This is a genomic window from Pseudomonas fluorescens (genome assembly GCF_002837185.1).
Taxonomy (GTDB): domain Bacteria; phylum Pseudomonadota; class Gammaproteobacteria; order Pseudomonadales; family Pseudomonadaceae; genus Aquipseudomonas; species Aquipseudomonas fluorescens_AM.
Window position 1 is genome coordinate 92,498 of sequence record NZ_KZ477989.1, and the last position, 23,630, is coordinate 116,127.

29 protein-coding genes are annotated in these 23,630 nt (G+C 61.9%); 14 read left to right on the plus strand and 15 right to left on the minus strand.

The genetic code is table 11. The annotated features are described in order from the left end of the window. Positions 1-77: 77 nt before the first annotated feature. From CIB54_RS06435 to CIB54_RS06445, 3 genes are all read left to right on the plus strand, one after another. The gene (locus CIB54_RS06435) at positions 78-1,154 is read left to right on the plus strand and encodes a DUF748 domain-containing protein (protein WP_065950509.1); all 1,077 of its coding nucleotides are present in this window, start codon (positions 78-80) and stop codon (positions 1,152-1,154) included. A gap of 211 nt (positions 1,155-1,365) precedes the next feature. Next, positions 1,366-2,211 carry an AAA family ATPase gene (locus CIB54_RS06440; protein ID WP_003189627.1) on the plus strand — a complete coding sequence of 282 codons (846 nt, stop codon included), beginning with the start codon at positions 1,366-1,368 and terminating at the stop codon, positions 2,209-2,211. Beyond that, positions 2,211-3,389, plus strand: coding sequence for a vWA domain-containing protein (locus CIB54_RS06445; protein ID WP_101219138.1), 1,179 nt, complete (start codon positions 2,211-2,213; stop codon positions 3,387-3,389). The genes CIB54_RS06440 and CIB54_RS06445 overlap by 1 nt, the downstream gene beginning before the upstream one ends. Positions 3,390-3,432: 43 nt before the next feature. Here the strand turns inward: CIB54_RS06445 and CIB54_RS06450 are convergent, their stop codons facing one another. The 4 genes from CIB54_RS06450 to CIB54_RS06465 all read right to left on the minus strand — a co-directional run bounded on the left by CIB54_RS06450 (position 3,433) and on the right by CIB54_RS06465 (position 6,467). Further along, positions 3,433-3,972: a hypothetical protein gene (locus tag CIB54_RS06450; RefSeq protein ID WP_065950511.1), complete on the minus strand. Its 540-nt coding sequence runs from the start codon at positions 3,970-3,972 to the stop codon at positions 3,433-3,435. A 148-nt stretch (positions 3,973-4,120) separates the two neighbouring features. After that, entirely contained in the window at positions 4,121-5,029 is a 909-nt protein-coding gene (locus CIB54_RS06455; RefSeq protein WP_101219140.1) for a 5-oxoprolinase subunit C family protein, read from the minus strand. Further along, positions 5,026-5,730 (minus strand): 5-oxoprolinase subunit B family protein, encoded by a 705-nt coding sequence (locus CIB54_RS06460; protein WP_065950513.1) that lies wholly within the window; start codon positions 5,728-5,730, stop codon positions 5,026-5,028. Before CIB54_RS06460 ends, CIB54_RS06455 begins: the two co-directional genes overlap by 4 nt. Next, positions 5,727-6,467, minus strand: a complete 741-nt coding sequence (locus tag CIB54_RS06465; RefSeq protein WP_101219142.1) for a 5-oxoprolinase subunit PxpA — start codon at positions 6,465-6,467, stop codon at positions 5,727-5,729. The genes CIB54_RS06460 and CIB54_RS06465 overlap by 4 nt, the downstream gene beginning before the upstream one ends. Before the next feature lie 177 nt (positions 6,468-6,644). On the opposite strand from CIB54_RS06465, the gene CIB54_RS06470 reads away from it, so the two are divergent. Continuing rightward, complete coding sequence (locus CIB54_RS06470; protein WP_101219144.1) at positions 6,645-7,556, plus strand: LysR family transcriptional regulator; 912 nt, start codon at positions 6,645-6,647, stop codon at positions 7,554-7,556. Positions 7,557-7,675: 119 nt separating this feature from the next. On the opposite strand, the gene CIB54_RS06475 is transcribed toward CIB54_RS06470, so the two are convergent. Genes CIB54_RS06475 through CIB54_RS06485 form a run of 3 tightly spaced genes read right to left on the minus strand, consistent with a single transcriptional unit; the run spans position 7,676 to position 9,563 of the window. Beyond that, on the minus strand, positions 7,676-8,218 hold the full coding sequence (locus CIB54_RS06475; protein WP_101219146.1) for a DUF2937 family protein: 543 nt from the start codon (positions 8,216-8,218) through the stop codon (positions 7,676-7,678). Positions 8,219-8,228: 10 nt separating this feature from the next. Next, the gene (locus tag CIB54_RS06480) at positions 8,229-9,005 is read right to left on the minus strand and encodes a class II glutamine amidotransferase (RefSeq protein WP_101219148.1); all 777 of its coding nucleotides are present in this window, start codon (positions 9,003-9,005) and stop codon (positions 8,229-8,231) included. Between the two features lie 30 nt (positions 9,006-9,035). Further along, positions 9,036-9,563: an MFS transporter gene (locus CIB54_RS06485; protein WP_065950518.1), complete on the minus strand. Its 528-nt coding sequence runs from the start codon at positions 9,561-9,563 to the stop codon at positions 9,036-9,038. A gap of 24 nt (positions 9,564-9,587) precedes the next feature. Here CIB54_RS06485 and CIB54_RS06490 point away from each other — a divergent pair, with 24 nt between their 5' ends. Both CIB54_RS06490 and CIB54_RS06495 read left to right on the plus strand, forming a co-directional pair. Beyond that, on the plus strand, positions 9,588-11,630 hold the full coding sequence (locus tag CIB54_RS06490; protein ID WP_101219150.1) for a S9 family peptidase: 2,043 nt from the start codon (positions 9,588-9,590) through the stop codon (positions 11,628-11,630). Positions 11,631-11,698: 68 nt separating this feature from the next. Next, a complete protein-coding gene (locus CIB54_RS06495) occupies positions 11,699-12,172 on the plus strand; it encodes a cyclic nucleotide-binding domain-containing protein (protein WP_065950520.1) in 474 nt (157 codons plus the stop codon). On the opposite strand, the gene CIB54_RS06500 is transcribed toward CIB54_RS06495, so the two are convergent. After that, positions 12,169-12,447, minus strand: coding sequence for a hypothetical protein (locus CIB54_RS06500; protein ID WP_065950521.1), 279 nt, complete (start codon positions 12,445-12,447; stop codon positions 12,169-12,171). The genes CIB54_RS06495 and CIB54_RS06500 overlap by 4 nt on opposite strands. A gap of 78 nt (positions 12,448-12,525) precedes the next feature. Between CIB54_RS06500 and CIB54_RS06505 the strand changes: the two genes are divergently transcribed. The 4 genes from CIB54_RS06505 to CIB54_RS06520 all read left to right on the plus strand — a co-directional run bounded on the left by CIB54_RS06505 (position 12,526) and on the right by CIB54_RS06520 (position 14,663). Further along, complete coding sequence (locus CIB54_RS06505; RefSeq protein WP_065893509.1) at positions 12,526-13,212, plus strand: spermidine synthase; 687 nt, start codon at positions 12,526-12,528, stop codon at positions 13,210-13,212. A 59-nt stretch (positions 13,213-13,271) separates the two neighbouring features. Next, positions 13,272-13,646, plus strand: coding sequence for a YajD family HNH nuclease (locus tag CIB54_RS06510; protein ID WP_057723014.1), 375 nt, complete (start codon positions 13,272-13,274; stop codon positions 13,644-13,646). Between the two features lie 104 nt (positions 13,647-13,750). Next, positions 13,751-14,218: an RNA methyltransferase gene (locus CIB54_RS06515; RefSeq protein ID WP_053136646.1), complete on the plus strand. Its 468-nt coding sequence runs from the start codon at positions 13,751-13,753 to the stop codon at positions 14,216-14,218. Positions 14,219-14,312: 94 nt separating this feature from the next. Beyond that, on the plus strand, positions 14,313-14,663 hold the full coding sequence (locus CIB54_RS06520; protein WP_101219152.1) for a YgaP family membrane protein: 351 nt from the start codon (positions 14,313-14,315) through the stop codon (positions 14,661-14,663). Between the two features lie 79 nt (positions 14,664-14,742). Here the strand turns inward: CIB54_RS06520 and CIB54_RS06525 are convergent, their stop codons facing one another. Beyond that, a complete protein-coding gene (locus CIB54_RS06525) occupies positions 14,743-15,963 on the minus strand; it encodes a hypothetical protein (RefSeq protein WP_101219154.1) in 1,221 nt (406 codons plus the stop codon). Positions 15,964-15,976: 13 nt separating this feature from the next. Then, complete coding sequence (locus CIB54_RS06530; protein WP_065950524.1) at positions 15,977-16,426, minus strand: YcgN family cysteine cluster protein; 450 nt, start codon at positions 16,424-16,426, stop codon at positions 15,977-15,979. 153 nt (positions 16,427-16,579) lie between these two features. Between CIB54_RS06530 and CIB54_RS06535 the strand changes: the two genes are divergently transcribed. Beyond that, positions 16,580-17,164, plus strand: coding sequence for a nitroreductase family protein (locus CIB54_RS06535; protein ID WP_101219156.1), 585 nt, complete (start codon positions 16,580-16,582; stop codon positions 17,162-17,164). 215 nt (positions 17,165-17,379) lie between these two features. Here CIB54_RS06535 and CIB54_RS06545 read toward each other — a convergent pair whose 3' ends face one another. The 4 genes from CIB54_RS06545 to CIB54_RS06560 form a co-directional block, all read right to left on the minus strand. Beyond that, positions 17,380-18,312 (minus strand): D-2-hydroxyacid dehydrogenase, encoded by a 933-nt coding sequence (locus tag CIB54_RS06545; protein WP_101219158.1) that lies wholly within the window; start codon positions 18,310-18,312, stop codon positions 17,380-17,382. Between the two features lie 107 nt (positions 18,313-18,419). Continuing rightward, the gene (locus tag CIB54_RS06550) at positions 18,420-18,713 is read right to left on the minus strand and encodes a YcgL domain-containing protein (RefSeq protein WP_065950527.1); all 294 of its coding nucleotides are present in this window, start codon (positions 18,711-18,713) and stop codon (positions 18,420-18,422) included. Next, positions 18,710-19,843, minus strand: a complete 1,134-nt coding sequence (rnd, locus tag CIB54_RS06555; RefSeq protein WP_065950528.1) for a ribonuclease D — start codon at positions 19,841-19,843, stop codon at positions 18,710-18,712. The genes CIB54_RS06550 and rnd overlap by 4 nt, the downstream gene beginning before the upstream one ends. Before the next feature lie 137 nt (positions 19,844-19,980). Continuing rightward, on the minus strand, positions 19,981-20,580 hold the full coding sequence (locus CIB54_RS06560) for a class I SAM-dependent methyltransferase (RefSeq protein ID WP_065950529.1): 600 nt from the start codon (positions 20,578-20,580) through the stop codon (positions 19,981-19,983). A gap of 166 nt (positions 20,581-20,746) precedes the next feature. Between CIB54_RS06560 and CIB54_RS06565 the strand changes: the two genes are divergently transcribed. Beyond that, positions 20,747-21,520, plus strand: a complete 774-nt coding sequence (locus CIB54_RS06565) for a transporter substrate-binding domain-containing protein (protein ID WP_065950530.1) — start codon at positions 20,747-20,749, stop codon at positions 21,518-21,520. On the opposite strand, the gene cynR is transcribed toward CIB54_RS06565, so the two are convergent. After that, positions 21,495-22,361, minus strand: a complete 867-nt coding sequence (cynR, locus tag CIB54_RS06570) for a transcriptional regulator CynR (protein WP_101219160.1) — start codon at positions 22,359-22,361, stop codon at positions 21,495-21,497. The two genes, CIB54_RS06565 and cynR, sit on opposite strands and share 26 nt — an antisense overlap. A gap of 113 nt (positions 22,362-22,474) precedes the next feature. Between cynR and CIB54_RS06575 the strand changes: the two genes are divergently transcribed. Both CIB54_RS06575 and cynS read left to right on the plus strand, forming a co-directional pair. Beyond that, on the plus strand, positions 22,475-23,116 hold the full coding sequence (locus CIB54_RS06575; protein ID WP_065950532.1) for a carbonic anhydrase: 642 nt from the start codon (positions 22,475-22,477) through the stop codon (positions 23,114-23,116). Positions 23,117-23,144: 28 nt separating this feature from the next. Beyond that, complete coding sequence (cynS, locus tag CIB54_RS06580) at positions 23,145-23,615, plus strand: cyanase (RefSeq protein WP_065950533.1); 471 nt, start codon at positions 23,145-23,147, stop codon at positions 23,613-23,615. Positions 23,616-23,630 lie beyond the last annotated feature (15 nt).

Consider the following 23,630-nt stretch of genomic DNA (forward strand, 5'->3'; position numbering starts at 1 on the left):
TGCCACTAGGCGTCCAGTCGGAGGAACGTTGCGCCGTTTGCAGCAGTCAATCTCCTACGAGCAAGGAGAACTGCCCCATGAAACGTCGTTACAGTTGGCCGCTCTGGACCGTCGCCGGGCTGGTGCTGGTCCTGGTTGCCATACACATCGCGCTGCCTTACCTGGTGCGTAACTACCTGAATGAAAAGCTCGCCGACATGGGCGATTACCGTGGCGAAATTGCCGATGTGGACCTGGCCTTGTGGCGCGGCGCCTACCGGATCAACGGTCTGCAGATCGTCAAGGTGGACGGCAAGGTACCGGTGCCGTTCGTCAAGGCGCCACTGATCGAGTTCGCGGTGAGCTGGCATTCACTGTGGTACGACCATGCCGTCGTGGCCGAAGGGCATTTCGTACGACCGGAGATCAACTTCGTCGACGGCGGCGCCAACAAGCAGGCGTCCCAGACCGGTAAAGGCACCGACTGGCAGGCACAACTGAGCAAACTGCTGCCGATCACCCTCAACGAAGTGCGCATCGAAGACGGCAAGATCGCCTTTCATAACTTCAGCTCCAAGCCTGAGGTGAATATCAACGCCACCGGGGTCAACGCCAGTCTCTACAACCTGACCAACGTGGTGGACGTCCAGGGCAAGCGCGACGCGCGCTTTGAGGGCAAGGCGCTGCTGCAAGGCCAGGCGCCACTGGAAGCCAGCGCCACCTTTGACCCGCTGAGTGATTTCGAAGAGTTCGAGTTCCGCTTTCGCGCCCGCGACCTGCAACTCAAGCGCATGAATGACTTCGCCTCGGCCTACGGCAAGTTCGACTTCAAGGCCGGCACCGGCGATGTGGTGGTCGAAGCCCAGGCGGAAAAAGGCCAACTGAGCGGCTACATCAAGCCACTGTTGCGCGATGTCGAAGTATTCGACTGGCAGCAGGACGTGGAAAACAAAGACAAGAACATCTTCCGCTCGATCTGGGAGGCCGTGGTCGGCGCCAGCGAGACGGTATTGAAGAACCAGCGCAAGAACCAGTTCGCGACCCGCGTGGAGCTGAGCGGCAGCGTGCACCAGCAGAATGTCAGTGCGTTTTCTGCGGTGATCGCGATCCTGCGCAATGGCTTTATCCAGGCCTTCAATGCCCGCTACGAACAACCCAAGCCTAGCGCCGATTAAAACTGTGGGAGGGGGCTTGCTCCCGATGGCGGTGTGTCAGTTTATACATCTGTGACTGACCCCCCGCTATCGGGGGCAAGCCCCCTGCCACATTGACTGCGTTGACCGGACTGACGTGACCGGCCATTCAGAGACTGAATAACCCGTCTGCGTTCACAGTCGCCGGGGCTGCGCGGTATAGTCGGGCATTGATGAATGTGAGGAATGACCGATGAAGTTCGAAGGCACCCAGGCCTATGTGGCTACCGATGACCTGAAACTGGCCGTCAACGCCGCCATCACCCTGGAGCGGCCGTTGCTGGTCAAGGGCGAACCGGGCACCGGCAAGACCATGCTCGCCGAGCAACTGGCCGAGTCCTTCGGCGCCAGGTTGATCACCTGGCACATCAAGTCCACCACCAAGGCGCACCAGGGCCTCTACGAGTACGACGCGGTCAGCCGCCTGCGCGACTCGCAGCTGGGCGTGGACAAAGTGCATGACGTACGCAACTACCTGAAAAAGGGCAAGCTGTGGGAGGCTTTCGAGTCCGAAGAGCGAGTGATCCTGCTGATCGACGAAATCGACAAGGCCGACATCGAGTTCCCCAACGACCTGTTGCAGGAACTCGACAAGATGGAGTTCTACGTCTACGAAATCGACGAGACCATCAAGGCCAAGAAACGCCCGATCATCATCATTACTTCCAACAACGAGAAAGAGCTGCCGGACGCGTTCCTGCGCCGCTGCTTCTTCCACTACATCGCCTTCCCCGACCGCACGACCCTGCAGAAAATCGTCGATGTGCACTATCCGGACATCAAGAAAGACCTGGTCAGCGAAGCGCTGGATGTGTTCTTTGACGTGCGCAAGGTGCCAGGCCTGAAGAAAAAACCCTCCACCTCCGAACTGGTCGATTGGCTCAAGCTGCTGATGGCCGACAACATCGGCGAAGCGGTATTGCGCGAACGCGACCCGACCAAGGCCATCCCTCCACTGGCCGGGGCCCTGGTGAAGAACGAGCAAGACGTGCAACTCCTGGAACGTCTGGCATTCATGAGCCGTCGCGGTAATCGATAATGTTGCTCAACCTGTTCAATGAAATGCGTGCCGCCAAGGTGCCGGTCTCGGTACGCGAACTGCTCGACCTGATCAACGCGCTGAAACAGCGCGTGACCTTCGCCGACATGGACGAGTTCTACTACCTGGCGCGGGCGATCCTGGTCAAGGACGAGCGGCACTTCGACAAGTTCGACCGGGCTTTTGGCGCCTACTTCAACGGCCTGGAAAAGCTCGATGACCACTTGCAGGCGCTGATCCCGGAAGACTGGCTGCGCAAGGAGTTCGAACGCTCGCTGAGCGATGAGGAACGCGCGCAGATCCAGTCCCTCGGCGGCCTCGACAAGCTGATCGAGGCATTCAAGAAGCGCCTGGAGGAACAGAAGGAACGCCACGCCGGCGGCAACAAGTGGATTGGTACCGGCGGCACCAGCCCCTTTGGTTCCGGCGGCTACAACCCCGAAGGCATCCGCGTGGGTGATGCCGGCAAGCGCCAGGGCAAGGCGGTCAAAGTCTGGGACCAGCGCGAGTACAAGAACCTCGACGACCAGGTTGAGTTGGGCACGCGCAATATCAAGATCGCCCTGCGCCGCCTGCGCAAGTTTGCCCGCCAGGGCGCCGCTGAAGAGCTGGACATCGACGGCACCATCGACCACACCGCACGCGACGCCGGGCTGCTGAATATCCAGATGCGTCCTGAACGGCGCAACACCATCAAGCTGCTGTTGCTGTTTGACATCGGCGGCTCGATGGACGCCCACGTGAAGACCTGCGAAGAACTGTTCTCAGCGTGCAAAACCGAGTTCAAGCACCTGGAGTACTTCTACTTCCATAACTTCGTGTACGAGTCGGTATGGAAGAACAACCAGCGGCGCACGTCCGAACGCACCTCCACCCAGGACCTGCTGCACAAATACGGCGCCGACTACAAAGTGATTTTTATCGGCGATGCGGCCATGGCGCCCTATGAAATCACCCAGGCCGGCGGCAGCGTCGAGCATTGGAACGAAGAGGCTGGCTACGTGTGGATGCAGCGCTTCATGGCCAAGTACAAGAAGTTGATCTGGATTAACCCGTACCCAAAGGATACCTGGGGTTATACAGCGTCAACGGGGATTGTGCGGGAGTTGGTCGAAGATCAGATGTATCCGCTGACACTGCGCGGATTGGAAGAAGGCATGCGCTTTTTATCAAAATAGCCTTCAGCCAGTGACCCGCACCGCGTAGTGTGCGGGCCCGTTTTCAGCAGTGCTCGGCGTCTATCCAGCCGAATGCCAGGAACAGCGTGGAAAACTTCTTGACCAGTTCAGCGTCCCTTTTGTCGACCTTCTGGTCATTGTTAACGTCCTGGTAGATCGCCGTCGCGCCCTGACCATTCCCGTCGGCATACAATGCGGCGGTGTAGACCAGGCTTTCATCGCACGGCGCGCCCGCACCCTGATGAAAATGCAGGCGCACGGTGTCCGGCACGCCGTTGTCGTCAAAGTCTCGAGCAAACACCTGCAGATATTTATCGAACGGCTCATCCAGGCTGTACCAGTTGAACTCAAGAAACAACTGGGCCAGTTCGATCGCTTGGGCCCTATCGACCGCGTCAATGACGCCATCCTGATTCACATCATCGGCAATTATCCAATCCAGCTTTCCATCATCGGTAATATCAAAGGCCGTGGCGCTGTGGGAAATTGTCGGCGTACGCGTATCGTCATGGAACTCCAGATACACCACGTCCGGAACATCATCATCAAGCACGTCTTGTGCGTAAATTTTCAAATAGCGCATGTTAAAACTCAGTATCGAATGGAACACCAGCTTTTCACTGCGTCATCGGTAGGGCCATACGACAAACCCCCTATCATCATGAGACTTTTCCGAAAATTGCAACGCACTTTTTGAAACACAGGTTTCGCAGGAACCCATCGCGCCCGGCTCAAATGAGTCGGCGCAAGAATTCTACCTGCTGCCGATGCGCAGTCTCCTGAACCATCGGCGCCAACCGTAGCTTCTCACCGGGCAAGCATTGCGCCAGGCGCGCCAGCGCCAACGGCGTCAACGCACCTAGACGCGGATACCCACCAATCGTCTGCCGGTCATTGAGCAACACAATCGGCTGCCCATCCGGTGGCACCTGGATCGCGCCCAACGGAATGCCTTCGGAAATCAACGACGGCCCCTGGTACTGCAGGGGTGTGCCCAGCAAGCGCATGCCCATGCGGTCGGCGCGGCTGTCCAGAGCCCACTCGGTGTTGAAGGCGTCGAATAAACTCTGCCCGCTGAACTGGCCGATCTGCGCCCCCAGGATTACGTCCAGCGATGAAGCGGATGGCAAATCCGGGTTAGCCAGCACTTTCATCGCGCCCCCGGTACCGGAATAGGTCAACCGCCCGCCCTCGGCCAATGCCTTGCCATACCCGTCCACCCCGCCCAATGCCTCACGCACTACGGTGGCACAACTGCCGAGCACTGCCTGCGCATCAAACCCACCGGGCGCGGCCAGATAAGCCCGTGCTCCACTGAACGGTTGGGTGAAGCGCAGGCGCTGGCCCTTTTGCAGGATAAAGCTGCGCCCGGGGCTGATGGCCCGCTCGTCGATACAGGCGCCCAGGTCCGCACCGGCCAGCGCCAACAAGCAGTAGTCCTCGGCCTGCACGGTAAAACCGCCCAGGGTAATTTCTATTACCGGCGCATCCAGGGCATTGTCCAGCAGCCAATTGGCCCATGACATCGACACCCAGTCCAGCGCCCCGCCCTGGGTCACGCCCAGGTGGCGTACGCCGAAACGCCCGGCGTCCTGCAACAGGCACAGCGGTGTGCTGGCCTCAATCATCAAGCGGCTCATGCGTGCGCCTCCAGAGGCGCGTCATCACCACCCAGGTTGACGAACTCAGCGTGGCTGACCGCCTCGAAACGCACCGTGTCGCCGGGCTGCATCAAGCTGTAGCCGTCGCGTTCGCGGTCGAAGAGTGTGGCCGGGGTGCGCCCGATCAGGTTCCAGCCGCCGGGGGATACCACTGGATAGGCGGCGGTTTGCCGCTCGGCGATACCCACGCTGCCGGCCGCTACGCGTTTGCGCGGGGTGTTGAGACGCGGCGTGGCGAGGATGTCGTCCACCAGCCCCATAAAGGCAAAACCGGGGGCGAAACCCAGGGCGAACACCTGATACAGGTGGTCGCTGTGGCGACGAATCACCTCAGCGACCGCCAGCCCGCTGCGCTGCGACAGCAAGCTCAGCTCCGGCCCGACGCTGAGGTCGTACCATACCGGCAGCACATGGCAACGGCCGCCGCCCTGGGCCTGGGGCTGCAGGTCGGTCAGGGCCTGGTCGATCAACGCCCGTGCCTGGGCCGGGGTCAGGAGGGTGAGATCGTAATGCACCATCAAAGTGGTGTAGGACGGCACCAGGTCAACCAGCGCGCTGCCGAACCCGCTGCGCAGACGTTGGGTGGCGGCAAGCATCCAGGGCATGTTGGCTTCGGCAATCACGTCAAACAAACGCACCATCAGGCAGTCGATGGCCACCACTTCAATCCGTGGCTTCATGCTGGCCTCAACGCCTCGCGGATACGCTGCACCGCGGCCATCGAGCTGGCGTTATCACCGTGTACGCACAGCGTATTGGCCTGCAGGACCAGCGGGCTGCCGTCACTGGCAGTCAGCGCCTCACCACGGGAAAGGGTCAGGGCCTGTTGGACGATGGTGTCGGCGTCATGATGCACCGCGCCCGGCAACTGGCGCGAAACCAGATGGCCCTGGCTGTCATAGGCACGGTCGGCAAAGGCTTCGAACCACAGGGTCACGCCGTATTCATCGCCCAGGGCCTGGGCCGCGCTGTTGTCGCGCGTGGCCAGCAGCATCAGCGGCAGGTCGCCGTAAGCAGCCACGGCCTGCAGCACCGCGCGCAGCTGTGCGGGGTTGGCCATCATGTCGTTGTACATGGCGCCATGCGGTTTCACGTAGCTGACGCGCCCGCCTTGGGCGCGGCAGATGCCCTCCAGCGCACCGATCTGGTAATGCAACAAGTCCTGGATTTCCTGAGGGGTGTACTGCATGGAGCGTCGGCCGAAACCTTGCAGGTCCTGATAGGCCGGGTGTGCGCCTACTTGCACGCCATGCTTGAGCGCCAGGCTGACGGTCTTGCGCATGATGCTCGGGTCGCCGGCATGGAAGCCGCACGCCACGTTGGCGCAGTCGATGAACGGCATGACTTCGGCGTCCAGACCCAGGGTCCAGTTGCCGAAGCTCTCGCCGATGTCGCAATTCAATAGCAGGCGGCTCACGGGGTCGCTCCTGTAGGCTTTGTTTTTTTGTAGTGTGGGATCTTTTACCAACATCTCGCAACGATGTTGTCCTGAAACCCAACGACGCTTATCGTGGAACGGCTCGATTTTTGGCGCCGGCACGCTGCGGCGTCCAACTAATAAAAACCGATCCATGCATAAGAAAAAGTTGATCCCATGAATTTGAAGTTCCTCGAAACCTTCGTCTGGGTGGCCAAGCTCAAGAGTTTCCGCCTGACCGCCGAAAAGCTGTTCACCACCCAGGCGTCGATCTCCAGCCGCATTGCAGTGCTGGAGAGCGAGTTGGGGGTGAAGCTGTTCCTGCGCGATTCGCGCGGCGTGAGCCTGACCCCGGAAGGCTTGAAGGTGCTCGATTATGCCGAGCAGATGATGGTGACCCTGCAGGGCTTGAAGCAGTCCCTGGAAACCACCAGCAGCAAGGTCGGACGGATTCGGATCGGCGCAATGGACACGGTGATCCACACCTGGCTCAGCCCGTTGGTCGCCGAGTTGATGAGCCTGTTCCCGCGGGTGGAAATCGAATTGGTCGCCGATACTGCGTTGAACCTCAGCGATCAGCTGCAAAAAGGCTTCCTTGACCTGATCCTGCAGACCGACCTGCTGCGCCTGGAAAGCGTGCGCAGCCTGGAACTGGGCAGTCACCCCATGGCCTGGATTGTCGCCAGCCAGTCGATTTATAACCGCGATTACGCCTCCCTCGCCGAATTGGCCCAGGAACGCATCATCACCTACTCGAAAAACTCCTGCCCCCATCAGGATGTGTTGAGTTTGATGCAGGCCAACGGCGTCGCCGCACCGCGCATGAACTGCGTCAACTCGGTATCAGCCATCACCCGGTTACTGCGCGACGGGTTTGGCATTGGCGCGCTGCCGCCGGTGCTGGTCAGTGAAGAGCTGGCACGGGGGGATCTGGTAATGCTGCCGATGGCGCAGCAACTGCCGAATCTGCAAGTGGTGGTGTCGTGGCGCGTGGGGGTGGAGTTGGTGGAGGAGATTGTGGGGTTGTGCCAGAAGGTCGTGGCTCGCTATGCCGAGCAGGTCGGTAAAGAGCGGATGGTGCTGAGTTAAACCGGGTCAAAATGTGGGAGGGGGCTTGCCCCCGATGGCAGTGTGTCAGCCAACATAGGTTTAGCTGGCCCACCGCTATCGGGGGCAAGCCCCCTCCCACATTGGATGTGTGTCAGGACTTAGAGCCCCTTGAGGTCCCGCTCTTCAATCGGCCGGCTCTGGCGCAGGCGCCGGCCGCCCAGCACCACCCAGTCGATCAGGCGGTACAGGCATTCGATACCGAACGACAGCAACATCGCCCCGCCCAGGCCCCAGCCCATGGCCTCGGGCGTCAGCAGGATCTGGTAGCTGTAGCCGTTCCAGGTTTCCAGGCGAATATCCGGATCAGCCGCCACCGCCACTTGCAGGACGCGAATGTACCAGGGGCCCTGCATGGCCTGGAATTGCTTGTCCAATGCCAACTGACGGTCGAGCATCGCGCCCAGGCTGCTGGCGTCGCTCTGGAATACCGGGTCATCACTGGCACGGTAATGCGCCACCAGGGCTTGCATGTCACCGTTGAAGAACTGCTGCGCGGTGGACTCGAACCCGCGCAGGCCTGTCTGGGCCTCGATCAAGTGGGCTTCGACGCGCTTGGCGTAATCGTTGATGAACCCCGGCACTTGCACGCCGACCAACAAGCCTATGGCAAACAGCACCAACCGCAGATAGCTGAGCAACATGGTCGATTCCTTATTGGGTAACGCCCTGGCTGACGCATTCACCGCGTCGCCACAGGCTCCATTGGCCCGGTTCGTAGCGGGTCCAGTTTTCGTTGTCGGTCAAAGGTTCGGTGGCGATGACCGTTACCACGTCATTGGGGGTGGTTTCGGCCTGAAAATCGACGATCACGTCGACATCTTTCAAGCGGGCCGGACCAAATGGCGCGCGCCGGGTAATCTGCGCCAGTTTGGTCGAGCAGTAGCAAAACAGCCAGTCGCCATCGCTGAGCAGGCAGTTGAACACACCTTTGCTGCGGTATTCGGCGCAGGCGGCGATCAGGTCCGGCAGCATCTGCTCGATATCCACCGGTTCCGGGAAGGCTTCGCGCACGCGGTTGAGCAAGTCGCAGAACGCCGCTTCACTGTCGGTGTCGCCCACCGGTCGGTAGAAGGTGGCGCGGGGGTTGAAGTCCGCCAGTTGGCCATTGTGCGCAAAACACCAGTTGCGCCCCCACAGTTCGCGCACGAACGGGTGGGTATTGGCCAGGCTCACCTTGCCTACGTTGGCCTGGCGGATATGGCCGATCACCACTTCGCTCTTGATGGGATAGCGCTGCACCAGCAGGGCGACTTCCGACTCGCTGCTCGCGGCCGGGTCCTGGAACAACCGCAGGCCACGGCCTTCGTAGAAGGCGATGCCCCAACCGTCGCGGTGGGGGCCGGTTCGCCCGCCCCGCTGCATCAGCCCGGTGAAGCTGAACACGATATCGGTGGGGACGTTGGCACTCATGCCCAATAATTCACACATGCCAGGGCTCTCGCTGCAGGGCGGACAACGTTAAAGACGCGGTTCGACCCGCATGCCCCCGACGGGGGCCGGGCGACGGAACGGTTCGTCTTCCTCCGGCTCGGCGGCCAGCGCCGCATCCGTGGCCGCCTTGCGCTCACGGCGCGCCTTGGCGGCGCGCTCGATGGGCCAGCGGATCAGCACGAATACGATGTACAGCGCACATACGATCATCGTGTACATGAACAGGTCGGAGATCGCGCGCCAGGCGTTGTTGCCGACCTTGAGCAGCAGGTCCAGGGCGGTAATCGCCACCGCAGGCGCGAACTGGGTCTTGATCGGGTCGACGATGGTGGGGCTGAGCAGCAGCACCGCCATCAGTAACTGCAACGGCTCGCGCAGCCAGCGCCAGACCCAGCGGGTCATGCGCCACCACACCAACAGGCAGCCCAAAGCAGCAAAGGCGTAAAGGCCCCAAGCGGTCAGATAGTCGTTCTCGGTCATGGTGTCCATGGCAAGGCTGGCAAAGAGGCGGCTATGATAACGGCTTTTGCGTGTCGCGGCTGCAATGCCGGCCACCGTCTGCCAGATAGAGAATTATCCATGCCTATTTCCACCGCACCGATCGCCCGCAAGGCCCCAGGCCCGGACCCGTACGCCTGGCTGCAAGAACGTGACAGCAGCGAGGTCCTCGATTACCTCAAGGCAGAGAACGCCTGGCAAGACGCCCGACTCGCCGACCAGCAGGCACTGCGCGACACCCTGTTCGAAGAGATCAAGGGCCGAATCCTGGAAACCGACCTGTCGCTGCCCTCCCCCTGGGGCCCGTACCTGTACTACACACGCACCACCGCCGGTGACGAATATGCGCGTCACTACCGTTGCCGGCGCCCGGCCGATGACAGCAACCAGGTGGATGACAGCAGCGAAGAATTGCTGCTGGACCCGAACGTGCTGGCCAATGGCGGCTTTTTTTCCCTCGGCGCGTTCAGCATCAGCCCCGACCATCAGCGCCTGGCCTACAGCCTCGACACCACCGGTGAAGAGATCTACACCCTGTACGTGAAGGAATTGGCGAGCGACAAGGTCAGTGAGCTGGTATTCGACAACTGCGACGGCAGCATGACCTGGGCCAACGACAGTCTCACGCTGTTTTTCGGCGAACTGGACGACACTCACCGACCGCACAAGCTTTACCGCTACCGCCTGGACGGCACGGCGGCGCAGGAAGTGTTCCACGAACCCGACGGACGCTTCTTCCTGCATTGCTACCGCTCCAGCTCCGAGCGCCAGTTGCTGTTGGCCCTGGGCAGCAAGACCACCAGCGAGATCTGGGCACTCGACGCCGACCAGCCGCACCTGGATTTCACCTGCCTGGCGCCACGGGTCGAGGACCACGAATACGATGTCGACCATGGCCAACTGAATGGCGCATGGACCTGGTTTATCCGCAGCAACCGCGAGGGTATCAACTACGCGCTGTTCGTCGCGCCTGACACCGGCACGGTACCCACCGAAGCCGACTGGCAGAACCTGATCCCCCACAGCGACGAGGTGATGCTCGACGGCGTCAGCCTCAACGCCAGTGCCATGACCTTGAGCCTGCGCATCGGCGGCCTGCCGGTGATCGAAGTGCATCCTGAAGGTGTGGCCGCCTATCGCGTGGAACTGCCTGACGCGGCTTACAGCCTCTACGTACAGAACAGCCTGGAATTTGCCAGCGACAGGATTCGCCTGCGCTATGAAGCACTGAACCGTCCGGCCCAGGTGCGTCAGTTGGAACTGGCCAGCGGTGCACAGCAGGTGCTCAAGCAAACCCCGGTACTCGGTGTGTTCAACGCTGACGATTATGTCAGCCAGCGCCTGTGGGCCACGTCCGCCGACGGCACCCAGGTGCCGATCAGCCTGGTGGTCAAGCGTGACCAGCTCGGCAAGCCGACGCCGCTGTACCTGTATGGCTACGGCGCGTATGGATCGAGCCTGGACCCGTGGTTCTCCCACGCGCGCCTGAGCCTGCTGGACCGAGGCGTGGCGTTTGCCATCGCGCATGTGCGCGGCGGTGGCGAGCTGGGTGAAGCCTGGTACCGCAACGGCAAGCAGGAACACAAACAGAACACGTTCAGCGACTTTATCGCCTGCGCCGAACACCTCATCGCCCAGGGCCTGACCACCGCCAACCAGTTGGCGATCAGCGGCGGCAGCGCCGGCGGCTTGTTGATCGGTGCGGTACTCAACCAACGGCCGGAGCTGTTCCAGGCGGCGATCGCCGAAGTGCCGTTTGTCGATGTGCTCAACACCATGCTCGACCCCGAACTGCCGCTGACCATCACCGAGTACGACGAATGGGGCAACCCGCAGGAGCCCGAGGTGTACGCGCGCATCAAGGCGTATGCGCCGTACGAAAACGTGGGTGCCCAGGCCTACCCGCACCTGCTGGTGATCGCCGGTTACAACGACAGCCGCGTGCAGTACTGGGAAGCGGCCAAGTGGGTGGCCAAACTGCGCGACACGAAGACGGACGATAACCTGCTGCTGCTCAAGACGGAGCTGGGCGCCGGTCACGGGGGCATGAGCGGTCGTTACCAGGGATTACGTGACGTAGCGCTCGAATATGCATTTGTGTTCAAGGCGCTGGGCTTGATTTGAGAACTTAGTCAGGCGGCCCTGTCTGAACACAGGACCGCCTACCGGATTGATGGACCAAGATTGCCGCCATGTCACAACCTACCCTGCTTAACGACGAAATCCGCGACATGCTCATGGACTGCGGTTTGTTCGACCCGCTGCTGCCGGAAGATTTTCATATTGCCGCGGGCTATTTCAATATCAGCAGCATTGCCGGGGGAGAGGTGATTTTCCTCGAGGGCGATGCTGGAACCTTTATGTGCATCCTCCACAGCGGCCAGGTGGCGGTGCAGAAAACCAACCCCGCCGGTCAACGCCTGACCATCGCCACCCTGCGCAGCGGCCGGGCCTTTGGGGAGATGGCGGTGCTCGACGGCGAACGGCGATCGGCCAGTTGCATTGCGGCCACCGATTGCGTGCTGCTGAACCTGGGCAAGGACGCCCTGGAAAAAATGCTCAACGAAGCGCCCAGGGTCGCGGCCAAGATCATCCGAGCGATTGCCATTGCCCTGTCCAGGCGCTTGCGCATGGCGGATGGGCAATTACTGTCGCAACAGTTTTAACCGCCGGGCGTCTTCGGCTTGCTGTCGTTCTGCTGCAGGCCCGGGACAGTCTGGTCCTTTGGCGGCGCCGGCAGCACGATCGGCGCCAGGGGCGGCGAGCCGTTGGTCTTGGGCACGACGGGCGGCGTGACCTGCGGGTACAACGTGGGCGTTGGCGTACCCGGCGCGCCGGGAGTTGGCGCGGGTGCGACCGGCACGGTTTGCAACTCCTGCGCCTGCGCCGCACCCAATGTGAGCGCGCCAAGCACAATGACCGTTAGAATGCTGCACTTCATCGATGGCTCCATGGCCTGACCGGAATGTCACAAGGCTACTCCCAACCGCGCAAGAATGCCCTTCCCAATGAGATTTCCATGAAACGTTTCGTTCTGCTGGACACCACTCCGATCCCCGACAATGGCGGTGCCTTGTGCCTGTTCGAATACGGCGAGGATTTCGTCATCAAGATCCAGGGCGGTGACGGTGGCCAGTTGATGAACACGCGCATGCACGGCTCCGAAGATGCCTTGGCCGAAATTCCGTGCCGCAAAGTCGCCGGTCGTCCGGGTTCACGGGTGCTCATCGGCGGCCTGGGCATGGGGTTTACCCTGGCCTCGGCGCTCAAGCACCTGGGCAAGAGCGCCGAAGTGGTGGTGGCGGAGTTGGTGCCGGGCGTGGTGGAGTGGAACCGTGGGCCGCTCGGCGAAAAGTCCGGCCGCCCCTTGCTCGACCCGCGTACGGTGGTGCGCATGGAAGACGTGGCCAAGGTGCTGCAGGCCGAGCCCCAGGGGTTTGATGCGATCATGCTTGACGTCGATAACGGCCCTGAAGGCCTCACGCAAAAAGCCAACAGCTGGCTGTATTCCGCCGGCGGCCTGGCCGCGTGTGCCAAGGCCTTGCGCCCCAAGGGCGTGCTGGCCGTGTGGTCGGCCAGCGCCGACAAACTGTTCAGCGATAAACTGCGCAAGGCCGGTTTCAAGGCCGAAGAAGTGCAGGTATTCGCCCATGGCAACAAAGGCACGCGGCACACCATCTGGATTGCGGAAAAGCTCAAGGGCTAATTGCGCTGTGATTAGCTAGAATCAACCTGTCCGTGACCACCCAATAGCCAGGAGCCATGATGAGCTCGACCAACCCGCCCTCCCACACCGCCAAGCTGGACCGCATCCTCGCCGATGCCCAGCGCGACCGGGAAATGGGCTACCGCGACAAAGCCCTGAAAATGTACCCCCACGTGTGCGGCCGCTGCGCCCGTGAATTCGCCGGCAAACGCCTGAGCGAACTGACCGTGCACCACCGCAACCACAATCATGACGACAATCCCCAGGACGGCTCCAACTGGGAACTGCTGTGCCTGTACTGCCATGACAACGAGCACTCGCGCTACACCGACCAGCAGTACTTCGGCGAAGGCTCCACCAGCAGCCCGACGATCGCCAAGGCCACGCACAACCCGTTTGCGGCGTTGGCGGGGTTGATGAAGAAGGACGGTTGAAAGCGGCAAGCTGCAAGCTGCAAGCTGCAAGAAAAAGCCGCCTGCTTTTACTTGTCGCTTGCAGCTTGCCGCTATAATGCTGCCTTTTTAAGGCACCCTTCCCCGTGGGCAATAAACGCTACAGCTGTATCGGCTTGTATAACCCCAAATCCCCCGAAAATGTCGGCTCGGTCATGCGCGCTGCCGGCTGCTACGGCGTGGCTTCGGTGTTCTATACCGGCGTGCGTTACGAGCGCGCGCGGGACTTCATCACCGACACCAAGAAGGTGCATCACGACATTCCGCTGATCGGCATCGATGACCTGAAGAAGATCCTGCCCCTGGGCTGTATCCCCGTCGCCGTGGAGCTGGTGGAAGGCGCCCGCCCGCTGCCCGAATACACCCACCCCGACCGCGCGCTGTACATCTTCGGCCCCGAAGACGGCTCGCTGGACAAAGACATCCGCGACTGGTGCGAGGACGTGGTCTACATCCCGACCACCGGCTGCATGAACCTCGCCGCCACCGTCAACGTGGTGCTCTACGACCGCCTGGCCAAGGGCAATAACACCCGCTCGGGACCCAAGTACTGAAAATCAGGTAATGAAAGTCAGGGCTCAAATAGCGGGAACATCCGGCCATCGCCAACAGTCAGCTACTTACACTTGCCTTTGTTGGAGACGGATCATGAGCGACAGCAAAACCCTGCGACCTGTGATTGAACACCTGCAGCCGGACGCCCAGCGCACGCAGAACGTACATGGCTGGGAACGCATCGGCTCGGTAGCCGGTGGCGTGATGATGGTAGGCAAAGGCCTGCGCCGTGGCGGGCTCTTCGGGCTGATCCAGGTGGCGATTGGTGGCGTGGCACTGGCACGCGGTTTTACCGGCCACAGTTCGCTCAAGGACAAGCTTGAGCAGGGCCGCCAGGAAATGAACAGCGTCCGTACCAAGATCGAGCGTGCGGGTGCGGAGCTGAAGAACTTGAAGACCAAGGCCGAAGTGGCGGCTGAAGAAGCGGTGAAAACCACGGGCTGAAGTTAGCGAGCAGTCAGAGATTCAAATGTGGGAGGGGGCTTGCCCCCTCCCACATTTTGCTTTGTGCAAGGTTTGAAGATCAGTGCAGCAGTTTGCTATCGAGCACCACCGATGACTCGCCAATGATATTCTCGGCCAGCTGCACAAACTGCGCAGTGGTCACGCTGCCGGCGCGCATTACCGCTTGCGCCAGGTCATCCAGCGAGCGCTTGTTATGGGTTTTCACGCGGATCTCCCGGTCCAGCTCCTGCAACACCACCACCGCCCGTGACACTGTTGCGCCGCTGACGTGTTCGCCACGCAGGCGGGTCACGTCCTTGCCCTCCTTCGTCAGGCGCGCCTGTATCGCCTGATACCGCTCATCGGTGATCCCACCGGCGCGGCGTACCAGTTCAATGGCGTAGTAACCGGCCAGGCCTTCGCTGATCCAGTCACTGGTGTCGTGGTCATTGAAACGGGCAATGGTCTGTACCACTTCGCGGATCAACGGGCTGCTGCCGTCTTCACTGACCAGCGGCGTGCGGCTGTTGAGGTAGATCGAGTCACGCGCCGCAAAGGCGCCACGGCGCATCGGATCGCCGGCGCCCACCACCAGCAGTTTGGCCGGGTGGCGCGGGAACGCAGCTTCCACTTGCGGCCACACGAAGGTCAGCAGCGTCAGCACATCCATACGCCGCATGCCCTGGCCCTTGGGCGACGTCACGGTGACGTCGGTCTGTCCCAGGCGCATGCGGCGGCTGCCCAGGCTACCGGCGAGCATCCAGCCGGTGGGGCGGTCGAACAGGCGGGACACGTTGTCGATGCGGAACTTGTTTTTGCCGATACGCGGCCAGGCGGTCTCGACGCTTTTCCAGCCCGGCGGCAGCTCGAACGTCAGGCGCGAGACCAGCTCGACACCATCCTGCTGGTCCAGCCGTGCGGTGGGCACCAGGTCGTCGCCGCGAAACACCGCCCAGGCCGGCGTCATCCGCGCTTCGTAGGTGCCGGGGTTGTGCGCGTGGGTCAGACGTACGCGGTAGGTCAGGCTGGCCTTGTCGGCGCTGGGTTGCCAGTGACCCCGACGACCATCGACCTTCCATTGCCCATCGGCCTTGAAATCGCTGTAGTCGCCGTCGCGGCCCAGGTCGAAATCCAGGCTGCGCACCGCAGAACCCTGGGACAGGCTTACGCGCACCTCGGCCTGATCGCTCTGGGGCAGAAGTTTGACGTGGTAATCCAGGTCGACTTTCCTGGCGCACCACGCCGACGTGCTCAGCGCCAGCAACAGCGCCGATACCGCCAGCTTGAATCCCACCTTCATACACACTCCTGGTTCAACCCGCGCGGAAGATCAGGTAATCCTCCCAGTCGTCCTCTGGCACGCTGCCTTCGCTGAGCATGCGCCCGGACTGGGAAATGCGTTCGTGGTGCACGGCGTCGCGGTCGCCGCAGACCAGGTGGTGCCACAACGGCAAATCCTTGCGCTCGCTGACCAGGCGATAGCCGCAGGTGGGCGGCAGCCATTTGAACTGGTCGGCCTGCCCGGGCGTGAGCTGAATGCAGTCCGGCACCGACGCCCGACGATTGGGATAGTCGCTGCACTGGCAGGTTTTCAGGTCCAGCAGTTTGCAGGCGATGCGCGTGTAATAGACGCTGTTGTCGTCTTCATCCTCGAGCTTTTGCAGGCAGCACAGGCCACAGCCGTCGCACAGCGACTCCCATTCCTCCTGGTCGAGGTGCTCGAGGGTTTTGCGTATCCAGAAAGGTTCGACTTTGGCGGCCATGGCTCTGCATCAGTATCGGTAGGTTCAAAGGCCGCCAGTCTAGTGCCCAAGCCCCCTGGGGCCAAGCGCTTACGACTGGCGGTGTAACAAGGCTTGTCAGTCTAGTGGTTGCGCAGTAGTTTTGAGCGCCGAATTGACGATCAGGAACTGCTCATGACCCGTGTTGCCGACTATCCGATCCACCCCCAGTTCACCGAACGCTGGTCGCCTCGCGCCTTTACCGGCGAGAGCATCTCCCGGGAAACCCTGCTGAGCTTCTTCGAAGCGGCGCGCTGGGCACCTTCGGCCTACAACTCGCAGCCATGGCGCTTTCTCTACGCTCGCCGCGAAACGCCGGACTGGGAGCGCTTCCTGGGTTTGCTCAATGAATTCAACCGGGGCTGGGCGCAGCATGCGTCGGCACTGGTGATCATCGCCTCGAAGACCGACTTCGTCGCCCCCGGCGCCACGGAAGAAACCCCGGCCCTGTGGCACACCTTCGACACCGGCGCCGCCTGGGGCCACCTGGCCTTGCAGGCCAGTCTCGCCGGCTGGCACACCCATGGCATGGCCGGCTTCGATCAGGAACTGACCCGCAAAGAGCTGAAGATCCCCGCAGGCTATGCGCTGCACGCCGCCGTGGCAGTGGGCAAGCTGGGCGACAAGTCGAGCCTGCCCGAGTACCTGCAAGGCCGCGAAGCGCCAAGCCCGCGCAAGCCGCTGAGCGAGCTGGTATCGGAAGGTGACTTCAGTCTCTGAATCGCGCGCAAAAACCAATATGGGAGGGGGGCAAGCCCTAATGCCAGTTAGTTAAGGCTTTTTGTAGGAGCGAGCTTGCTCGCGAAAAACTCACAGGCACCGCGTTCATGCAGAAAGCACGCGTTATCGTTGACGCTTTTCGCGAGCAAGCTCGCTCCTACAGACTGGCATTAGGGCAAACCCCCTCGCACATTTTGTCCACGCCTGCGTTCGTATCAGTAGCCGCGCTCGAAACTTACTTCCCCGCGTAGTGCCTGTTTAGCCTGGTACGCACGCACGTTCTGCACGAACAACTGCACCATCATTGCCGGCGAAGTCGGTGCCGAGCTGTGCCCGGTCAACAACAAGCCCCACGCCGTCCAGAACGGATGGCGTTGCGGCAGCGGCTCCTGGCGGCAGACGTCGATCACCGCTCCGGCCAGATGTCCCTCTTTGAGGGCTTCGACCAGATCGGCATCCACCACCGCCACGCCGCGCCCGACGTTGATAAACAAGGCGGTCGGCTTGAATTGCTTGAACAGTGCGGCGTCGTACAGGTCATGGGTGTCGGGGGTGTTGGGCAGCAGGTTGATCACATAATCCACCTCGCCCACCAGCCGGCCCAATTGATCGAGCCCGGCGACTTCGATAAACGGCGCCTGCTCGCGGGCCTGGCTGGCGATGCCATACAGCTTGACGCCAAACGGCAGCAGGAACTGCGCCACGCTCTGGCCAATATCGCCGGTGCCGACCACCAGCACCTTGCGCCCCGCCAGGCTCTGGCCCAGGCGGCTGTCCCACTTGCGCTCGACCTGGCTGACCAGCCGCGCCAACACTTCACGTTCGTGTCCGAGCATGTAGGCCAGGACGAATTCGGCCATGACCTGGCCAAAGATGCCGACCGCGCGGGTCAGGCGATAATCACGCGGCAATCCTTCGGCCAGCAGCGGCGTGATGCCAGCCCAGGTCGACTGCAACCATTGCGGATGATGCCCCTGGCGCAACAGCGTCGCCAGCAGGTCCGGCTGGCCCAGCCACACGGGGCAATCGGCGGCCAGGCGCGAGAGTTCGGCCGAGTCGCCGCTGGTCAGTACCTCAAGGTCCGGCGCGGCTTCGCGAAGCAATTGGGCGTAGAGCGGGTGATCCTGTTCAGCAATCAGAACACGCATGGTTCAAACCTTTCAAAAACAGTGCAGACGGCCGCCCGCATCCTTACGGCCACCGTCCTCTAATACAATTCCATTCAAGCCTGCGCCCTGATACGGACGCTGATCGGTCACATCGGGTCGTTGCGGCGCAGCAGCTCTTCAGGCAGGTGCTCGATGTACTCGTCCTCGGCGGGCGGCATTTGCAGGTGATAGCCCTGCTTGTCGAGGTTTTCCAGCACCACGGCGATGTCCTCGCGCGACAGTTTGCGCTCGGGTGTCAGCACCATGTCGAAGGCGTGATGCGGCTTGCCGAAGGCGAGCATCAACGGCTCCGGCACCCGCTCCAGGGCGTCGCTCTTGAGGACATAGAGGTACATGCCGTCTTTTTTCAAGCTGCGATAAATCGAGCAAATACGTTTCAAGGCTGTTCTCCGGCACTGGCCAGGCTGTCGAGCAGCGCCTGGCCCATCAATTCGCGACGCCAGCCACGCAGCGAATCGGGTAATTGGTAAGGCCCATCGGGATAGCCACTTTTAACCAGGGCTTCGAGGGTTTTCTTGCGCAGCATCAGTTCCGGCGCCATGTCCAGGCGCTCGGCGAACGTCTGGCCCAGGGCGCGCAGTTGCTTGATCAGCGCAGCGGCATCGACCGGCAGCGGTTCAGGCACGGCAGGCGGCCATTGGTCCATGGGCACGCTGCCCGCACGCTTGATCAGGTCGAGCAGGAACTGGCCGTCCTGACGCACGGTGCGCGGGTGCATGTCTTCGATCTTGCCCAGGGCGGCGAGGTTATCCGGCTGGGATTTGGCCAGGGGCCATAACGAGTGCTCACGCACGATGCGGTTGCGCGGCAGGTCACGAGCGCGGGCTTGCTGCTCGCGCCAGGCGCACAGTTCACGCAATACGACGAGCTGGGCGCGGGACAGTTTCCACGCCAGCTTGGCGTCGCGGTACACCTCGTACGGGTCGACTTCGCGGCGCAGGTTGGCCACCAGCTCGGCGCCGTCTTCCAGTACCCAGGCGTATTTGTCGTCGGTCAATTGCGGGCGCAGGCGGATGTAGACTTCAGCCAGGTGCACGGCGTCTTCGGCGGCATAGCTCACCTGGGTTTCGGACAATGGCCGCTGCAGCCAGTCCGAACGCGTCTCGCCCTTGGGCAGGTCGATGTCGAGCACCGCTTGCACCAGTCGCGAGTACCCCATGGAGAACCCGAGGTTCAGGTAAGCCGCGGCCAGTTGAGTGTCGAACAACGGCGCCGGCAGGCTGCCGGTCAGGCGCAACAGCACTTCCAGGTCTTCGCTGCAGGCATGTACCACCTTGATCACGCCCGGGTTTTCCAGCAAGGCGGCCAAGGGTTGCCAGTTGTCGATGGTCAGGGGATCGATCAGGTACGCGCGCACGCCATCACCGATCTGGATGAGCCCGGCAATGGGGTAGAAGGTGTCGACCCGCATGAATTCGGTGTCGAGGGCGACGAATGGCAACTGCTGCCATTGGGCGCAATGCTGGCCGAGGCTATCGTTGTCGCAGATCCAGTGAATATCGATGGCCACACGGCTCTCCCTTGAAGAATGGCGCGCAGTATATATCGCGAAAGGGACTTGCGAGCATCCGCAGTGCACAGGCAACCATGAAAACTCAGACAGACGATGAAGAATAATCCGACAGGCGGAAGCTATCTCCTCTGAAGCTATCCCCTCTTACGCAGGACGTAGACACACCAGAGTTTGGAGCCGGGCAGGAACTCGCGCTGATTCAGGACTTTGAAGCCGGCCTGGCGAAACTCCTCCTCAACCGGGATACGCGCGTCCACGGACACAATCACAGTGTCGCGGCTGACGCGGTGGAATTCCCGTAGCAAGGCCAGGCGCACCTCGGTATCGGGCACATGGCGAAACAACTCCAGGCAGAAGATGCAATCCACCGCATTCGCCGAGAGGCCAATGGAAAAGGCTGAGCCCGGGAATGTCTTGACGCGTTTGAGCAAGGCCGCCGAGTGATGGGTGCGGGCATGGTCGAGCATGTCCTGGGAAGGGTCCGATGCCAGGATCACCCGATTGACGTGCTCTGCCAGGACCGGCCAGAACCGCCCGGAGCCGCAGGCCAGGTCGAGGATCAATCCGGGCTCCCCGGCGACCTTCAACGCATGGCGCACCAACCGTGCATCGCGCCACGCGGACAGACGCTGCAACAGCCCGGGCGGACAGGTATCACCACAGACCCTGGCATGCTCACGGTCATAGCGCTCGGTGAATTCGGTCTCGATGGAGGATGGAGGTTGTGACGACATCGCAGGCTCATGTGGACAAAACGGAAGTAAAACGACCTTGATCGGCAGCTTAACCACCGCAACGTGAAAAAAAGGTCGAAAGCCGCAACGCCGTAATCCGACACCTTGCCACCCTGCCCCGTGCTGGAAATAATGTCCGCCCGACCTGCCCCAAGGACTCGACCGCATGAAAGCTCCTCTAGCCCTGTGTGTACTGGCGAGCGTGGCAACCACTGCCCTGGCCGATAGCAGCCCGTCACGCCTGGACGAGGTCATCGCGCGTGGCACGCTGACGGTATGCACCACCGGCGACTACATGCCCTACACCTCGTTGCGTGCCGATGGCCGCTACCAGGGCATTGATATCGCCATGGCCGAGTCCCTGGCCAAGAGCCTCAACGCGACGATCACCTGGGTGCCCACCACCTGGAAAACCCTGATGCCGGACTTTCTGGCCCAACGTTGCGACATCGCCGTAGGCGGTATTTCGGTGTCACTGGAGCGCCAGAAAAAAGCCTTCTTCAGCCAGCCGCTCGGTGTCGACGGCAAGATCCCGCTGGTGCGTTGCGCCGACGTGCAGCGCTACCAGAGCGTCGAGCAAATCAACCAGCCCCAGGTGCGCGTGATCGAACCGGCGGGCGGCACCAATGAGGCGTTTGCCCGCGCCCAGCTGGGGCAGGCGCAGATACGCCTGCACGACAACGTGACGATTTTTGACGAACTGCTGGCGGGCAAGGCCGACGTGATGATCACCGACGCCAGCGAAGCGCGTTACCAGCAAAAGCAAAAACCGGGACTGTGCGCGGTCAACCCCGATCGGCAGATGCAGTACAGCCAGAAAGCCTTCCTGCTGCCGCGCGATGATGTGGCCTGGAAAAGCTACGTCGACCAGTGGTTGCACCTGAGCGTGGCGACCGGCGTGTATGACGGCATTGTCAGTCAGTGGCTGGCGGCGCCTTGATCAGCTCGACAAAGGCCGCGCACGCGGCGCTGCGATAGGCGCCCCTGCGGCTGAGCAGCCCTACGGTGCGGTGCGGCAACGGCGGCTCGATGGCCACGGCATGCAACCCGGCCTGCGCCAGGGCCAGTGCGCGGGGCAGGATGGTCGCCAGTGAAGTGTTACGCACGATTTCAATGATCGCGCCGATGGAGTTGGCCTCCATGACAATGCGCGGTTTCACGCCTTGCCGGCGGCAGTAGTCATCGATATAGCGGCGCGTGGCAAACCCCGGATCGAGCAGGACCAGCGGCTGCTCGAACCATGCCGACCGATTCACCTCGGGCGAATCCGCCCGCACCACCACGCTCAGGGCCTCGGCAAACAACGCCTCACACTCGATATCCGGCCCGTGTTCGCCGGCAAAGCCGATGCCGATATCCAGCAAATCCTCGCCCAGCGCGGCTTCGATGCGGTCCTGGGTCAACTCTTCGACGCTCAGGGTGATGCCTGGGTACAGCCCATGGAACCGCGCCAGCAACGGGCCGATCAGGTAGGCGGTAAAGGTCGGGGTCATCGCCAGGCGCAGATGCCCGCGGCTCAAGTCCTGCACGTCATGCATCGCACGGGTGCCCGCCTCCAGGTCCTGCAACGCCAACCGGGCAAAGCGTACATAAGCCTGGCCCGCATCCGTCAGGCTGACGCTGCGCCCGGAACGATCGAGCAGCGGCGCTCCCAGGGTGTCTTCAAGTTGCTTGATCTGTTGCGACAAGGTGGGTTGCGACACATGCAACGCTTGGGCCGCTCGGGTGAAATTGCTGTGCTCGGCAACGGCCAACAGGTAACGGATATGGCGCAACAGCATCAGTGACGCTCCAACTATAGGCAGTACTTATAGAAACAATAATAATCCGGTCTTGGACGCTATAGGCGAAAACTTCCATCCTTGCCCCATCAGCAACGCAAGGAGAACCCCCTATGCAGCACCTCATCGACGGCTTTCGAAAATTCCAGCGCGAAGCCTTTGCCCAACGCAGCGACCTGTTCAAACACCTGGCCACCACGCAAAACCCCGGCACGCTGTTCGTGTCGTGTTCCGACAGCCGTGTCGTCCCGGAACTGCTGACCCAGCAGGAACCAGGCGACCTGTTCGTCATCCGCAATGCCGGCAATATCGTGCCGTCCTACGGGCCGGAACCGGGCGGCGTATCGGCCACGGTCGAATATGCGGTGGCGGTACTCGGCGTGAGCGACATCGTGATCTGCGGCCACTCCGACTGCGGCGCGATGACCGCCATCTCCACCTGCACCTGCCTGGACCACCTGCCTGCGGTCGCCAACTGGTTGCGCCATGCCGAGTCGGCCAAGGTGATCAACGCCGCCCGCCAGCATGCCTCGGACGCGGCGCGCCTGGATGCCCTGGTGCGTGAAAACGTGGTCGCTCAATTGGCTAACCTCAAGACTCACCCATCCGTCGCCCTGGCGCTGGAGCAACGTCGGCTGAACCTGCACGGCTGGGTGTACGACATCGAAACCGGTGGCATCGACGCACTGGACGGGCGCAGCGCGCGCTTCGTTTCCCTGCTCGAGCACCCGACCACCCGCGCTCACGCCGCCTGAACCCTATTCAACCCAAGAGGACCTCACCATGTTGCAATCCAACTTTTCCCAAACCCCTCGCCTGGCCCTGGCCGACACCGTCATCGACCTCAAGGCGCGCAAGGACCTGTCCTGGCAGGACCTCGCTGACGGCACCGGCCTGAGCCTGGCCTTCGTCACCGCCGCCCTGCTCGGCCAGCATCCGCTGCCCAAGGACGCCGCCGACGTGGTGTGCGCCAAACTCGGCCTGGACGAGGACGCCAGCCGCCTGCTGCAAAGCGTGCCCCTGCGCGGCAGCTTCCCCGGCGGCGTGCCGACCGATCCGACGATGTACCGGTTCTACGAAATGCTGCAGGTCTACGGCTCCACCCTCAAGGCGTTGGTGCATGAGCAGTTTGGCGACGGCATCATCAGCGCGATCAACTTCAAGCTGGACATCAAGAAAGTCGAAGACCCGGACGGAGGTTCGCGCGCAGTGATCACCCTGGACGGCAAATACTTGCCAACCAAACCCTTCTGATCCCTCGCCGAACCG